The 15107-nt window shown below is 54.4% G+C and carries 10 protein-coding genes and 2 pseudogenes; 4 read left to right on the top strand and 8 right to left on the bottom strand.

Features of this window, described 5'->3' with window-relative positions; all coding sequences use genetic code 11:
* Positions 1-35 precede the first annotated feature (35 nt).
* The 6 genes from ND528_RS25685 to ND528_RS25660 all read right to left on the bottom strand — a co-directional run bounded on the left by ND528_RS25685 (position 36) and on the right by ND528_RS25660 (position 10637).
* The gene (locus ND528_RS25685; protein WP_130902052.1) at positions 36-299 is read right to left on the bottom strand and encodes a PAAR domain-containing protein; all 264 of its coding nucleotides are present in this window, start codon (positions 297-299) and stop codon (positions 36-38) included.
* A 93-nt stretch (positions 300-392) separates the two neighbouring features.
* Positions 393-734: an immunity protein Imm33 domain-containing protein gene (locus ND528_RS25680; RefSeq protein ID WP_263471493.1), complete on the bottom strand. Its 342-nt coding sequence runs from the start codon at positions 732-734 to the stop codon at positions 393-395.
* A 3-nt stretch (positions 735-737) separates the two neighbouring features.
* Entirely contained in the window at positions 738-5426 is a 4689-nt protein-coding gene (locus tag ND528_RS25675) for an RHS repeat-associated core domain-containing protein (protein ID WP_263471492.1), read from the bottom strand.
* Positions 5423-8329 (bottom strand): type VI secretion system Vgr family protein, encoded by a 2907-nt coding sequence (locus ND528_RS25670; protein WP_130910192.1) that lies wholly within the window; start codon positions 8327-8329, stop codon positions 5423-5425. The genes ND528_RS25675 and ND528_RS25670 overlap by 4 nt, the downstream gene beginning before the upstream one ends.
* 124 nt (positions 8330-8453) lie before the next feature.
* The gene (locus tag ND528_RS25665; RefSeq protein ID WP_007949952.1) at positions 8454-8969 is read right to left on the bottom strand and encodes an Hcp family type VI secretion system effector; all 516 of its coding nucleotides are present in this window, start codon (positions 8967-8969) and stop codon (positions 8454-8456) included.
* A 1233-nt stretch (positions 8970-10202) separates the two neighbouring features.
* Positions 10203-10637 carry a hypothetical protein gene (locus tag ND528_RS25660; protein ID WP_130910193.1) on the bottom strand — a complete coding sequence of 145 codons (435 nt, stop codon included), beginning with the start codon at positions 10635-10637 and terminating at the stop codon, positions 10203-10205.
* A gap of 197 nt (positions 10638-10834) precedes the next feature.
* Between ND528_RS25660 and potE the strand changes: the two are divergent.
* Positions 10835-10992 (top strand): annotated as a pseudogene (gene potE, locus ND528_RS25655) (putrescine-ornithine antiporter); the annotation flags it as partial.
* Positions 10993-11159: 167 nt separating this feature from the next.
* Here potE and ND528_RS25650 read toward each other — a convergent pair.
* A complete protein-coding gene (locus ND528_RS25650) occupies positions 11160-11525 on the bottom strand; it encodes a histone-like nucleoid-structuring protein, MvaT/MvaU family (protein WP_130910194.1) in 366 nt (121 codons plus the stop codon).
* 178 nt (positions 11526-11703) lie between these two features.
* Positions 11704-12415, bottom strand: a pseudogene (locus ND528_RS25645) (SOS response-associated peptidase family protein).
* A 98-nt stretch (positions 12416-12513) separates the two neighbouring features.
* On the opposite strand from ND528_RS25645, the gene ND528_RS25640 reads away from it, so the two are divergent.
* From ND528_RS25640 to ND528_RS25630, 3 genes are all read left to right on the top strand, one after another.
* Complete coding sequence (locus ND528_RS25640) at positions 12514-12945, top strand: LexA family protein (RefSeq protein WP_039762904.1); 432 nt, start codon at positions 12514-12516, stop codon at positions 12943-12945.
* Positions 12932-14212 (top strand): translesion error-prone DNA polymerase V subunit UmuC, encoded by a 1281-nt coding sequence (gene umuC / locus ND528_RS25635; RefSeq protein WP_130910197.1) that lies wholly within the window; start codon positions 12932-12934, stop codon positions 14210-14212. Before ND528_RS25640 ends, umuC begins: the two co-directional genes overlap by 14 nt.
* A gap of 227 nt (positions 14213-14439) precedes the next feature.
* Positions 14440-14871 (top strand): bleomycin resistance protein, encoded by a 432-nt coding sequence (locus ND528_RS25630; RefSeq protein WP_122750386.1) that lies wholly within the window; start codon positions 14440-14442, stop codon positions 14869-14871.
* Positions 14872-15107 lie beyond the last annotated feature (236 nt).

Genomic DNA, 15107 nt, shown 5'->3' with positions numbered 1-15107 from the left:
TCGCTAGCAATGAAACCAGGATGTCGTCAGGTCGATCAGCTGATCACTGCACCTTTCGGACCGCTCGCAATGAGCGCGGCGCCACAGGCAGTTTTCATACCGTCCAGAGCGATGGGCGTGCCATCAACGGTGTAGGTGCTGCTGCCCTCAGCAATCGGGAAAACCCCTTTGCAGAGCGGGCAACTGACCTTGTGGCCGACACCGGCAATGGGCTTGCCGTTGAGGTCGGTTCGAGAGAAGGCTTCGAGCACTTTGCCACCGTGCGTGGTGGAGTCGCCCAAGCGGATTACATCTTTCATGGTGTCACTCCTTTGACCAGATATCTGGCTGTCCAAATTGGCCCACTGGATACATCAAGCATGAAGCCGGTCGTGATCCGGCTTCACCTTTTTCTACGCCTCCATCCAGACATCTTCATAACCGGCGTTATCGATAATGAATTTTGCTCCGGTGGGCAGGCAGAGATAATTCACAACCTCTGGCAACATTTCACTGAGGTGGTGAACGTGAACCGGCTTGTAGAAGTCATCTGCTGCCGAGTACTCACCACAATGAATGAACCAACTGATGTTGCCGCCTTCCGGCAATTGAACTCTCGTGCCGTAAATCGGTGTCTGGCCAAGCGAGTCAATGGCAACGGCGACCATTTCTTCAGGCTCTTGCACAGGCATTCCATACTTGTCACAAATTTTCTTCTGCAACTCGTCAGGATAAACAGCTTCAGCCTTTTGCATTAATCAGATCCCCAACTTCGTTTTCATACATTTTGAATAGGATGATGCGTGCCCCCCCTGCTTCCTTGAGCAGACGGGACAGTGTGATTGCACAGCCAATACCGATGACTGATGCGTCACATCGTTTGTGCCCGTTCGATAATACTCCACCACCAAGGCATCCTTGTGGTCGGCGACCATTTTAGGTGCCACGGTTCCACATACAACACATGGCAATCCCTGCACTGATGCGGTTTGTGCTGTCGTAGGTCCACACGCAGAACTCCGAGCATAAGGCTTAGTGATCCCGGGCTTAGGATCGAACTGTGCCTTGTCGGGAATCCCAAGGTTGCTTACGGGAACGACTTTCCCGGTGCCGTCTGGTGTTGTAGTCAATCCTAGAGGATCGACCCAACCTGTGGGATTAGGCGCGTAAGCATAGGTATTCAAGCCCCCGGCATAACCGACCGGATCCTTGCTGATGAACCGACCGATACCAGGGTCGTAGTAGCGATGCCGGTTGTAATGCAGACCGGTCTCAAGGTCGTGATATTGCCCCTGGAAGCGGATCGGGTTGGTTAGCCCCAACTGCTGTGCTTGAGAAGAGCGCTGCTCACTAGCCTCGCCCCACGCTTTGTAATGGGCACACCAGGCAATATCACCATTTTGGTCGGTCAGTTCTAACGGAGTGCCTATACGATCACATTGATACCAGGCAATTGCGTCGAAACACCGCACCGTCGGTTGGTAATTCCACAGTGGATCCTCTTCAAGCGCGTACTCGCCCACGTACTCCGGCAGGCCCGACAATTGGATCGGACTGTTAGAAAGAGCCTGGGCCACTGGAACGAAAGTGCCTGGTTCATAGACATAATGAACAGTACGTCCTGAACGTCCATCGGCTTGAGCTGGCGAGCTTTCCCATGCCAGGTTGTCTCCGTCCCAGCCAAACAGCGTGAAACCGCAGCTGAGCTCTCTTTGTTTGCGAGCACGCTCGTTCTGGTTCCACTGCGACCCAGCCTCTGAACGCTCCTTGTAGTGTGCATTGGAATTTTTGTACAGACGCCGGCCCAGTGCGTCGTAAGCGAAGTCGACACTCAACCGAGCATCATCGAAGTTCACTAAACGATCAAATAGATCCCAGCGCATGCGGCTGTAACTTCCGTTATGCCAACGCTGTATGAGGTTGCCACGCTCGTCATACTCATAGTGAGTACCGGCATGTTCACGCAGAAGGTTATCAAGCAACTTGCTGCGCGGCTTATCTTGATCAACCGGTCGTCGAATTTGCGTGACCGTGTCACCCAGCAGGTTGCTGGCCGGGTCGAAGCTAAATGTCTCAGAAGCCAAACGGCTAACGGCGCTGATCAGGCGACCGACCGGATCGTAGCGGTACGCTAATGGCCCACGCCGGGTGTCATTCAGCTCGGTTAACTGGCCTACGGCATCATACTTGTACTCACGTTTGAGCAGGACTGCCTTGTCATCACTGCGGCCAAGTAATTGCTCCTGCAAGCGCCCAGCCGGATCCCACTTTTGAGTCTGCAGTAACCGGTTGCCTTGATGGCGTGCAACTTCGCGGTGAAGGTCGTCACGTTCGTACGCAATAAGATCATGATCGTCTAGCCGCAGCGCCAGAAGGTGGCCGCTTCCATAGGTCAGCCAGCTAATCTTGTGCCCATCTGGTCGGACGGTCGCTATGCGCTGGTTCAGAACATCGTATTCATGCTTCCAGACCGCCACCAAGGGCTTTTCTAGATCCAGATAGTGTTGATGCTCTCGGATCAAGTTGCCTGCAGGATCATGAAACCAGTTCAAGCGACTGTTGCAATTACTGGCCATGACCAAACGGCCATTGCCATCGTAAGCGTACGCCTCACTTTGGGATTCGCCACCGAGGCTTGCATGACGATCAGTAAGGCGCCCCATGGAGTCGAAGTTGAATTTGATAACGCGCTGGCCGTTAAATTTGCTACTCAGACGCCCGGTTTCAGGATCGTATTGATAGCGCGTTGTGCGGCCGTCGAAACCCGTCTCCTCCAACAATCGGCCAAGGGGATCATAGTGGAAGTGGGCGCGTTGTTCGTTCTCGTTCTCGAGAGCAACCAGTCGCCCCAATCGATCCCAGTTGTAACGCAAGGTTTGCTCAGCCGCGTCTACACGCTCGCTAACTAGCCCTGCAGCGGTGTAACTCCAAGTTGTGCATTGCCCCAATGCATCAACATGAGCCAACAGCCGGCCCTCGGCATCCCTATCAAACCGCTCCTCTGTTTTGTCAGGGTGTCTGATCAGGAACAACTGACCGTTCTTGTATTCGTACTCGGTGCTTTGCCCCGCAGCGTCTGTGAAACAAATCATCTGACCGCGTACGTCATACTCCCAGGTACTGGTTTTGCCAGAGCAATCAACGTATTTGGCCAATAGCCCAGCATCGTTGTATTCGATTGCTTTTTCATTGCCATTGGCATCTTTGATGGCGGTCGGTAGTCCTGCCTTGTTGTAGGCGTATTCTGTTTTATTGCCTAAAGGATCAGTCGCCTCAACAAGATTGCCACGGTCGTCATATTCCCTGAGCCACTGACCACCCTCGGCATCACTGATCTTGATCAATTGGTCATGGTCGTCAAACGCGTAGTACTCCACGCTGTCATCCGGGCGGATGTGTTCAACCATGTTCCCGCGCGCGTCGTAGCTATAGCGATCTGTACTTCCGTCCGTATGAACGTGACGAACCAGATTTTTGGCATCATCACGGAAGAACCATTCGGAGCGTTCATCTGAATGACGGATACGGTAGGTGTAACCAAGAATGTCGTAGTAGTGCCAAGTCTCGTTACCGTATGCATCCGTCACATACGTCAAACGGATATTGTCATCCCACTCAAGACGCGTATCGAAACTGCCATCGTCAGCCCATTCCCGAACGGCCTTGGCATCGGGCCCATGCCCTTGCCATTGTATGTTCATGCCCCGGGCGGTTCGATCTGTATAACGCGAGATCAAGTGGTGCTCATAGCGGTACGACCAAGCTGAACCGTTTTCATCCTGCGCCAAGATAAGGTCGCCGTCGCTGTCGTATTGATAACTGCAAAGTTGACGCTGTGGCGCACCATCCTTGATTTCCCACAAACCGCTTAGGCGACCGTGATCATCGATCAGTGTCCCAAGATGCGAAAGCACTTGAGTAACGTCGTCTTGGTAGGTCATCAAATCCGACAATATGGATTCGTTACCGTGACGATGTTCATAATGGAGCATGATTCCAGCGCCATTACGCAGAACGACGCCAGCCAACAGATAATGCTCACCGCGGCGCACGTAGGTTTCCTTGCGCTCGAACCCGCGGCACAACATTAATTGATCTTCGCCACTGCGAATCAGAGTGACATTTTCAACCGGGTCATAGTGAAACAGACCAACCTTCGGTAGTGGGTATTCATGGCTTCTGCCATCGGAACCGAAGAAAACCAAGGAGTCGCCACGGCAATCGAAGCGGGTGGTCAGTTCAGTGATCCAACGTGCACCCATCGAGCCTTGATCATAGGCATCCAATCGAGAGTTATAGGTTCTCGACCACTCGATCGGAAAGGCACCGGGAAGGCTGAAGTCAGTGTGGCGAAGGATCTCTGAGCCCAGCGAAAAGCTAATACTGTGACAGGTACCGGTGCAGGTGCCATTCTTGTCTGGATTGGCTGCACGTTTAGCCGGTGCTTGATGGCTGGAGGCTTCCAGTCGTCCCTCTCCGGCTTTTTGTTGAGCCTTGCTGGTCGCATTGGGTTTAACGCTAGCACTCTGTCCATGGCCTCGACGCTTACGCCAGGTCACTACTGCACCGCTGAGCATTTGCAGCAGCCAACCGATCGAGTGACGCGTCCCCGGATCACCCAACTTGCTCAATTGGGTTTTGATTTCCGGCCCCATCGCTCTCAAGGTACCGGTGTGTGTCATCACCAGTTTTTTCGCTTGGTCGGGCAGAAGGTTATTGACGGCGCTGTTGGCAACGCCTTTGCCGACCGCTTTGTAAGCACTGAAGGCGGCGCCGAAGATATTGCTGATCGCCGCCTTGGGATCGCTGAGCAATTGATTGCCGGCAGCAGTGATTTTCTGACCCGCGGCGCGCGCATCGCCTTTTGCGTCGAGCTTGCCGTTGACGACGGCTTCAAGCCCTTTCGCAATTTCGTCTACCGCACTTGCCCCCAGATTCCCGGCATCAGTAAGAATGCCCGAAAGTTTGCCTTGGGCCTGTTTTACGAAGTCATCGATCGTGCCGACAATGGTGGCGTTCAAGTGCCCGACCAGCACTTCGATCATTGAATCGCCTAACAGCATCTTGGCGCTGTTACGCAGCTCCTGACGTACCAAAAATAAGGTCGGGCGCAAACTCATACGAGCAGCAGCCATGGTCGGAGGGGCTGGTAAAACACCGATCAGGTTGATACCCAAGCTGACCCAATCAAGCAACTCCCGCTGCTTGCTTTTGGTAAGCGTGACGATGTCGCCAAGCGCATCGACCAGCGCCATGATGTTGCCTACAACCGGCAATGACCCGGCGACCCCTTTGATTCGATCAAGCGTGACCACATCACCGCTGATGGATCGCAGCCAAGCATCAAACCGAGCGGCACCACGACCCACGTCCTGCACATCCAGCGTGTTGAGCGGAACGACGGCTACCTGAGGCTCGCGCTTCTTGGCAACGGCAGCTTCAGTCATGACAACACCTCCCCATTCAACAGGTCAGCTGTCTTAAACGCTGGTTTGGGCAAGGACGGGGCCGGAAGGCTTGGCAGCTTGCCCGCCTTGCTGGCTGCGCTAAGAATGCTCGACGCGCTCGGTGTCGCTGCACTCGCCAGTTTTGGCAAGCCAGCCACTCCGCCCTGTACAGCACCTTTAACCTGTTGCGCCGTTTGCATTGCACCTTGCGCCGTCTGTACAGCACTCATCCCTGTCTGAGCCATATCCTTGCCCTTCTCCAGCACATCCCAACTCTTGCTTGGCAACACCTGAGCAACCATTGCTTGCACTTGGCTTGGAGCTTCGTCCGCGCCCGGCGGATTCAATGGCCACTCAGGTTTGCCGATATAGCTGCCTTCGCTCCAGGTATCGGCCGGATCCTTGCCGAACAGCACGCGCGCCGGTCCCGGTGCAGCACCAGAAACGCTGGCAAAGCCCTTACCGTCAAGTTTGCCCTTGATGCTTTTGCCCAACGCATCGATGACTTCGTAATCGCCTTCCTTGATGCCTTGGCGTCCGGCGTACTGGTTGAACAACTCAAGATTGCCCTTGCCAGGTTTCGGCGGCTCAGGGAACACGCCTGCCAAACTCTTCGCTCCGGTATAGGCAAAGTTCGCCGCATGCGCCGTGTACGGGCCACTGGTAGCGTGAGTAATGCCTCCAGCGTTGTAAGTCGTGGCACTGCCGCCCCCTTGGATCACCAATTCGGTTTTGGCCGTGATGGTGATGCGGTCAGCATTGGCAGTGATGTTGAGCTTGGCCAGCAAGTTAATGCTGTCCTTGAGTGCCCGCACGTCAATATCGCCGGACGCGGCGACCAGACGCCATCCCATGCTCTGAACGAATAGGCGCATTCCTCGACTGGCACTGGCCAGCAGACGTTTACCGATCGACAGACTGGTATGCCCGGTGCTGCTCAATGCCAGGTGTTCACCCGTGGCGATGTGGCTGGAGCGCGGCGTGGTCAGGGCGATGCCAGCCGGACTGGCAAGCACCAGATGCGGTTCGGTGAACTCTGGAAACTCATTAGCAGTGAGGTTGGCCGGGCCACTGCCGAGCACGCCTTGATGCTGAGCGTGCAATGCCTTGGCCACATCGTCCTGATCGCCAGCTTCCTGTGCCTGCAGTTCTTTGGCTTGAACCGCGAAACCGTCCTGCTGGTCGCTCGCGGTGGCCAGACGCTCAGCGGTTTCCGGCAGATCCTTATGGTGTTTGGATTCGTTGGGCCGAGGCTCTGTGGTGATCAGGAGACCCGCACCAGCTCGCACCGCGCCATGACGATCTGTGCGCAGCTCAAAACCTTCGCCGCGCGGCTGGCCGCCACTTGGGCGCGGATGGGTCAGATAGCCTAGGTTGATCGCACTCGCACCGTGATCGCTGCGAAGAGCGATGCTGATTTCACTGGTCGTGTCATCAATGCGCAACTCGTTGGCACGGCTGCCCTTGTATTCCTTGCTCTTGACCGTGGCGAGGGTTTTGAAGTCAGGCAGTTTGTACGGCGGTAGGTTCGCACCGTGGTACAGGCAGCCGGTGATCAAAGGTTGATCGGGATCGCCTTCGAGGAAGCTGACCAACACCTCCATGCCGACGCGCGGAATGTTGATCGAACCGAACGTCTCGGCCGCCCAACTGGACGCTACGCGCATCCAGCACGTGGTCATGTCGTCATGTTGGCCTTCGCGATCCCAGAAGAACTGTACCTTCACTCGTCCATACTGGTCACAGTAGATCTCTTCACCTTCAGGGCCGGTAACCACAGCGCTCTGAGAGCCGAGAACTTTTGGCTTGGGGTGTTCGAGTTGTGGCCGGTACGGCACGTCCCAAGGGATTGCGCTGAAGCGATTGCGGTAGCCCTGATGGAAATCATCTTTGAGATCAGTGGTGTCACTGGTCACAGACTCCTCAAGCACCTGAGGCTGTTTGCCTTCGTGGAAGATCTCGGTAAGCAACCAGAGGTCATTCCAGGTCGGATTGGCATGATCGGTCAGCGCAAGGAAATGTCCACTGACCAAAATCGGCTGATCACTGTTGCCTTCGGCCAGACGGTAGTCAGTCCGATGGCGCTCAAGCGCACGATTGGCCAAGTGCTTGCCACGGTCACGATCTACAAATCGACCCGGGTAATCGTAATCCTCGAGATCCGGCTGAGCGGAGCTCTTTGCATCACTTTCCAGTTCGATCTTGGGTTTGACGAAATCGTAGTCCCGCCGCGTGGTGCGACTCGTGCGGGTAACCAACCGCAAGCCGAAACGCTTGACGACAGGCTTGTCGGCAACGAGCCCAGAATCTTGCTGATAAGCCACAGGCGCCAGCTTCGGGAACACCGTCTGGTCATCGCCGAAAGTGAGCTTGTGACCACTGGATGTGTGCTGGAAGTGGTAATGAATCCCCTCCTCTTCGCACAGCCTCTGAATGAAATGCAGGTCGGACTCATCGTACTGCACGCAGTAGATGCGCTCCGGGTAAATCGCGCTGAGTTGGAAATGGTAATCGCTGGCCAGGATCCCGTGCTCTTCCAGTACCTTGCTGATGATCTGCTGCACGGTCATCTGCTGGAATATGCGCTGGTTAACCCGATGCGCCAGATACGCCAGTTGCGGACGCAGAGAAATTCTGTAGCGCGTCAGGCGCTTGCCCGCTTCGCCTTGAGCAATGCTGTAGACCAGGCCGTGAATACCGGTGCCGGTCGGAGACAGCTGAAGGAACGCGAGTTTATGCAGCACGCTTTCGAGGTTGATCGAAGCCTTTTCGCTGACCAGTTCCAGTTCGAATTCGAAGGGTGTATTGAGCGCCTCCCGACCCGTGAAGGACAGCACTTGAAAATCGCTGTCGATGCCATCGATGGTCAGATTGAAATGAGGCTGGTTGGCCGGTGAGAACATCCCTTGTTCCTCGCGCAATGCTGCGTCGGGCATCAGTCAACAAGTCTGATGCACGCAAGAATTCTTTAGGTCAAAGCACCCCGATCAGCAGTGCCGACCGGGGTGAATACAACATCAGCCGTAATTAAACGACTGGAGCACGCCAGTCATCGGAACCCGAAGTACCGGATACTTCGTGGGTCCAGGTGATTTTGCGGTAGGTGAACTGCACTTCTTCCAGGTGGGTGAAGTGCGCGTTGCCTGGATCCTGGCAGTTGTGCATTTTGTTGTTGATGGCGACGATGATCGCGTCTTCCAGTTTGGTGGTGTAGTAGTGTTCTTGGGTGCCCTGAGCCGAAGTGCGGTACCACTGGATAACGATTTCGCTCATGCGCTCGCCGGAAGTCAGTGCTGCTTGCAGCAGTGGCGAAGCCTTGTCGTAGACCTTGGTGATCACAACTGGCTTGTGTACGCGCTGACCGGTCGGCTGACCGGATTGCGGGTCACGCGGGATGATCACGTCGTGGGTGAAAGCCTGAACCATGACCTGGTCTTCGTGGCCTTCCTGGTAGGTGTTGCCAACGGAGTCGGCGGTGAACGCGCCGGCAGTGATCAGGCCTTGTTTTTCGCCGGTAACCGACATGTACGCTGGTGTTGCCATGGGGTGCTCTCCTTGCTACTGGACACAACACTGACGGGCACCATTGCCCGCCAGAGTGGCTATCAGCCATCAAAAAACGTGCCAGTATTTGTTATGGCCTTATGGATCAATGCCTTGCGAGGCATTCCCTAATTTTCAGCACATCAATGCACCGAATTTCTGGAAAAAGTGCGCAACTTTTTGCGCAGTACTGCGCAACTTTTTGCGCACTTGGCTGCAGCCCACGAAAAACGTGGCTTACAAGCCGATTAACACTCGAAATATTATGATCGACTGCGCAACTTCTTGCGCACTTCGAGAAAACGGCGTCCTACCCTTATCGAGCCCCCAATAACGCCAATTTTCGTTACAAATGAACGGGCTTTTCCTGGCCGGCACTCCATGGTTTAAGTATGTGTACCGGAGTCTCCATAGTAGACGATTGCTGTAAGCGGACGTTTGGGGAACGCCTTAAAACGCTCCAGTCGATCAAGAAAAACGGCCGCCATATACACGCAAAGAGCTGCAGAACCTGAGAGCGCAGCACTCACCGTGCAAATCCATCGCATCAACCCCTCGCACGAGCCTTTTCAATTCAGAGGAAGCGAAGTAGGCCAATGGCGTAGTGGTACGTCTGCCCTATCTTTTGGATGATGTGAGGCCGCTGATCAGAGCCCTTACCCGTGCGATCGCCCATCCGTTCAGGTCAGACTCAGCCAGGTAAGGCGCGGCTTTGTTACTAAGTCTTGTCTGCTAAGCTAGTACCGGCGATCTATCGATGGTGTCGTAGCCTGCTGCAGTCAATCAGGTCATGTCCGTGCTATATCGGATCAATTAGCGTTGGGGTCGACGAACACTGCGACCAGCGGCAGTCCGACCGATCTAGTTTTGGCCATGGGACGAAAAGTGATGAGTCACATCACTCGACTCAAGCAGCTATGGAAAGTCTCATGGCGCTCAGGCTGACGACATGTCGTCAAACTCCATCGTCGTCCTGGTTACAAAGCTAGCTTTGGACGGTCGAACAGGCGGCGACTGCTGCGAGCGTCCGACGCGCTGGATTCCAGATTGTAAGACACCACCTGTGCTGCCCGAACGGTGTTGGGCAGAAGAAATCTGTCCAGGCACATCGAAGCTTTCTCTGCGCAGGTTTCGACGAACCTTGGCTAGGTGCATCCGCCCAATTCAACACCACTGGATCGTCTTGCACTCGAAGTCCCAGCGCATCGGTCCATTCAGCAAACAACGCTTCACTCATCCTAGAACTATCGATCTGACGAGACAGACAAAGTGAGCGAGAGAAGTCGGTGTAAAGAGAAGGCGTTTTGTGCTGATCAGCATCCACCCGCAGAGACTGAGGATCTGCTGTTGAGTCATTTGTTCGGCGAAGGCTTCAGCAAGATTCCAGCGCATCGTAGGTTCTGGATAGTCAGCGACAGAAAGGCTTTGAATCAGCCGACGAAACCATTCCATCTGGCTGAACATTACCTGCTCGTACAATTTGGCCAGCGCAAGTCGGTGGCATTGCTCATCGATCGAGGCGCCTTCCTTCACGGGCATGATCACAAACTCAAAAACACATCCTACGTCGTCCAGACGCTTGCGAAGACATGTAAATCTGTCTGATACGGATAGGCCCAGACCATCCATGTGTTCCATCACATTTTCATTCATCTTGCGTTTGACCATCCGTCTTTCGAGCAAGCTTTCAATTCAGATGGAAACGCTACCAAAGGACTCGCAAGAAAAATGTAGGAAAGGTCGATGCGTTACGAAAGAAAGCCCGCTAATTGCCCTCGATTTCAATCGGTTGTAGCTAGACGAAACGGACGTCAACCATAGCAACTGATTTCCTTCATGCTTTGACAAGCAAATCAAAGCTGCGAAGTATCACCGCAGTGGGCTACATCCACACTCTATTCGAGATCAAGCTCGACTCTCTTCAAGTCGGCCTGGCAACCATCGCCTTGCTCTAATCACAACGTTCGCCAACGTCGGTGGCGCGAGGGTCACAGGCAGGATTGGTACGAGGAATAAATTTGGGACTACACACCTTTCACCGGGTTATCGGGCTGGTACATCGACCTTGAAAGAGTTCTACGAAGCCTGTTCAAATTTTGGCCCAGCTTATTAGTGATCAGGTAACAGCAATCTCCAAATAAGAGTCACAAAAAAAGGCCCTATGGGGCCCTTTTTTATTCAATCAACAAATCACTTGGTCAGCCAAGACTCAACGGTCGCAGCGCCGTGCTTTGTTTTCCATTCCTTGAGCGTTTTGTGATTGCCACCCTTCGTCTCTACGACTTCGCCTGTTTGGGGGTTTTTATAAACCTTCAATTGGCGAGGCTTGCGGCTGCCAGCTTTCGCCTCGACAGCTGGAGCGCGGCGGCCTACTTGTGGATCTAGCAGGTTGATTACGTCCTTTAAGCTGTAGCCGTATTTTGCGAGCAAATCGCGCAGCTTCGTTTCGAATTCGATTTCTTTCTTGAGGCCTGCATCGCCCTTCAAGGCTTCGAGTGCTTGCAGCTGTTCGGCGAGGTGTTTTTCGAGCTGGCGGAATTCTGCGAGTTTGGACATGACAGGTCTCGATTAGATAGGTAACTAAGAGTGTATTGCAGATCGGCATTTCTTGCCCGCTTCGTAACCGGGCTAGGGAAAATTATAAATCGGCGATAATTATGGCTCGACCATAATTCCGGATAATTATGGGGCGCTCGTCGTTCCGCGGACGATTACTGTCGACTCTCGGTTTTAGTCAGTCGTCCACATCCGAAGCCAGCGATATCGGCTGAATCAGGTGCGAGCCCTGATTACGAACATTCCCCCACATCCTTGCCAACCTTGTACCAGTGAAAATCCGTAGCAGGCCTGCAGTGCTCCATTGCGAGTTCGCGAGCTCGTTCAGGCGAAGTGTCGGGATCGACCCATTCACGGGCGTGCTGAGGCGATAAGACCAGGGGTTTGCGATCGTGGATATCGACCATGCCTTCGTCACTCGCAGCGGTGATGATGACAAAGCCGTCGCGATCATCCGGTTCCATACCTTCGTGCACCTCGGCCAACCCTGCGAAGAACATGGGAATTTGCTCTTTCAGAGTGATGAAATACGGCTGTTTTTTCTTCGGATCTTCTTCGTCCCTGACCCACTCGAACCAGCCGTTCGCCGGCGCGAGTACGCGTCCGTTTGGCCAGAGCTGGTTGAAAAACTTGCCGGTGATGACGGTCTCGACTCTTGCATTGATAGGATCAGGACGCTTTCCCTTCGCCCAGAATGGCGCCCATCTCCATTTGACCTTATCGATGCTCAGGCCCTCTTCCACCGGCCGGATGATTTCCACCCGCGTTAACGGTGCGACGTTGTACCGCTCGACTGGCCAGAGGTCATAGCCATTGATCACCAACTGCTTTGGCGCAAGCTCCTTAAGATAGTGATCCATCGATTCGTAGATCGAGTAGCGTCCGCACATGCTGTCACCCGTCGAATTGTCGTACCTATGAGATTGACCGCAAGCGAACCAAATCGTTAACTGTATGCATGTACAGTTAACCTTTTAAGGCTTGCATCATGAGCATCACCCTTCTCGGCCCACTCGCTACTGGCGGTAAGAAGCTGCCACTTTATTCATCCAAGGTACCGGCGGGCTTTCCCTCTCCTGCGGCTGATCACATCGAAAAGCACATTTCCCTGGATGAGCTTTTCGATATCCGGGCGCCGCACGTTTACCTGGTAAAGATAGATGGAGACAGCATGCAAGGCGCGGGTATCTATTCCGGGGATATGGTGATCGTCGATCGGAGCATCGAAGCGGTCAGTGGCGATATCGTTATCGCCGCGTTGAATTCGGAACCGTTCTGCAAGCGCCTGCTTCTGCGCGAGAACGCCGTGGTGCTTGTATCAGAGAACCCAAAATATCCGGCGAGACATGTCATGGAAGGCGATGAGCTTGTGATCTGGGGCGTTGTGAAATACAGCGTGCGCGATCATGACAACACGTGAGCCTGTCTTCGCCCTGATCGACTGCAACTCGTTTTACGCGAGCTGCGAGCGCGTCTTTAGACCGGACCTCGCCAAGACACCTATCGTGGTTCTGTCCAACAACGACGGCTGTGTGATCGCGCGTAGCTACGACGCCAAGCCGTTCGTAAAAATGGGCCAGCCGTATTTCCAGATCAAGGACCATCTTCGCCGGCATGGGATCGTGGCCTTCAGCAGTAACTACGCTCTTTACGGAGACATGAGCGAACGCGTCATGACGATCATCGAATCGATGGTGCCGGCACTTGAGGTCTACAGCATTGATGAAGCATTTGCTGATTTGACTGGCATGCCTGGAGATCTGTCCGCGTTTGGCAGGCACATGCGCTCCACCCTTCTCAAGCGCACAGGAATTCCAGTCGGGGTGGGGATCGCGCGCACCAAGACACTCGCCAAGCTCGCCAACCACACGGCCAAACGGCTGCTGGATGTCACGGGAGGCGTGGTGGATCTGTGCGATCCGTTCAAACGGGACTGGACGCTGCGCAACACCGATGTCGGCGAAGTCTGGGGCATTGGCAAGCGAATGAAGGCTCATCTGGAAACGATGGGCATCAAGACCGCCATGGACTTGGCGAAAGCCGATCCATGGATGCTTCGCCAGAAATTCAGCGTGGTGATCGAGAAGACTGCTCGCGAGCTGGCCGGTACACCATGTCTAGAACTAGGGGAAGCTGACCCACCGAAGCAGGAGATTTGCTGCAGCAGAATGTTCGGTATGCGGCTGACCCAAATTGAGCCGATAAAAGAGGCCGTCGCCACCTACACCCAACGCGCGGCGGAAAAGCTCCGAGCGCAAAACTCGCTGTGCAAGAAGATCCGCGTGAGCATACGGACCGGCATGTTCAACCCTGACGAAGCGAAATATGCGAATGGCGCCTTGGTGGAGTTGCCGTACCCGACCAACGACGTGCGGCTGATGACGAAGGCTGCGACCGAAGCGGTCAATCGTCTCTTCCGTCCCGGCTACAAATACAGCAAGGCGGAAGTGCTGCTGATGGATTTGCGGCAGCCCGGCGAATTCACTGATGACCTGTTCGCCCATTCGCAACCCGTGATGGCGGACAAAGTGATGAACGTTCTGGATGAGATAAATGGCCGCTGGGGAAAGGGAGCGCTGCGTTTAGCCAGCGTGCCTGCCGCCCCTGATTGGGCAATGCGTCGGGAGCTGATGAGTCAGAGTTACACGACGAAGCTAGATCAGCTGTGGACGGTCAGAGCCAAGTAGTGACTACAAGATGGGCATACACCGCCGCAGAAACGAGCAGGCTTGAACGGCTGCTTACGGCCAAAAGCCGCCATTCAACTCGACTCGATAATACTCAGCTGACCGGGCATCATGACGCACGCCACCTTCTCCTGGGGCACCGTGCCAGGAGAGCACAGCCTGATTTCGCGATCAGCTTTTTACACTGTTCCCCCGGCGAATGAGCCGATTGAAATGGAAGTCATCTCATGTTCGAACGTAGCAAACTGGTTCCAGAGTTAATGGTCACTGACCTGGATAGCAGTCTGGCCTTTTGGGTTTCTTGTCTAGGACTTGAAGTGGCTTATCAACGCCCAGAAGACGGATTCGCTTACCTCGATTCGAACGGTGCGCAAGTAATGCTTGAGCAGGCTGACCCGGACGCAGGTCAATGGCTAACGGCCCCCCTGAGTAAACCGTTTGGAAGAGGAATCAACCTCCAGATTGACGTTGTGGCTGTCGGCCCGATCATCCAAAAACTTGGTCAGGCTGGATTTCCACTCTATCGAGAATGCAAAGACACCTGGTATCGGGCTAACAATGTCGAAACCGGTCAGCGCGAATTCATCGTCCAGGATCCCGATGGCTATCTCGTAAGGTTGGTAGAGCGTTTGGGAGAGCGCCCGTTTTTTTCAATCTGAAGTCAGGCTAAGGCGACCGTCAGTTTAGGGTCGATTGCTGCCCTTTGTGACAGGCATCAATCGGCCAGGAGCGGCCCTTGGACAACCTGATGGCGAAACAGTAGCTTACGCAGCGAGACTGACAAGAAACACTCGGCAGCGGGACTTACTTCCCATACCGTGTTTCACTTGAAGGATGTTAAGAAATGGGACCGAAAACCGAAGAACTGATCTGCGTTCTTGATCAGCTTGCAGCA

The organism is Pseudomonas mercuritolerans, from assembly GCF_025706525.1.
GTDB classification, from domain to species: Bacteria; Pseudomonadota; Gammaproteobacteria; order Pseudomonadales; family Pseudomonadaceae; genus Aquipseudomonas; species Aquipseudomonas mercuritolerans.
This window is presented reverse-complemented; position numbering and strand designations above follow the sequence as displayed.

What these genes read in the sequence shown, in the direction of transcription:
- ND528_RS25685 (WP_130902052.1), bottom strand. Translation starts at nt 299, where the DNA reads ATGAAAGATGTAATCCGCTTGGGCGACTCCACCACGCACGGTGGCAAA.
- ND528_RS25665 (WP_007949952.1), bottom strand. Translation starts at nt 8,969, where the DNA reads ATGGCAACACCAGCGTACATGTCGGTTACCGGCGAAAAACAAGGCCTG.
- ND528_RS25650 (WP_130910194.1), bottom strand. Translation starts at nt 11,525, where the DNA reads ATGTCCAAACTCGCAGAATTCCGCCAGCTCGAAAAACACCTCGCCGAA.
- ND528_RS25680 (WP_263471493.1), bottom strand. Translation starts at nt 734, where the DNA reads ATGCAAAAGGCTGAAGCTGTTTATCCTGACGAGTTGCAGAAGAAAATT.
- ND528_RS25640 (WP_039762904.1), top strand. Translation starts at nt 12,514, where the DNA reads ATGAGCATCACCCTTCTCGGCCCACTCGCTACTGGCGGTAAGAAGCTG.
- ND528_RS25630 (WP_122750386.1), top strand. Translation starts at nt 14,440, where the DNA reads ATGTTCGAACGTAGCAAACTGGTTCCAGAGTTAATGGTCACTGACCTG.
- ND528_RS25670 (WP_130910192.1), bottom strand. Translation starts at nt 8,329, where the DNA reads ATGTTCTCACCGGCCAACCAGCCTCATTTCAATCTGACCATCGATGGC.
- umuC (WP_130910197.1), top strand. Translation starts at nt 12,932, where the DNA reads ATGACAACACGTGAGCCTGTCTTCGCCCTGATCGACTGCAACTCGTTT.
- ND528_RS25675 (WP_263471492.1), bottom strand. Translation starts at nt 5,426, where the DNA reads ATGACTGAAGCTGCCGTTGCCAAGAAGCGCGAGCCTCAGGTAGCCGTC.
- ND528_RS25660 (WP_130910193.1), bottom strand. Translation starts at nt 10,637, where the DNA reads ATGGTCAAACGCAAGATGAATGAAAATGTGATGGAACACATGGATGGT.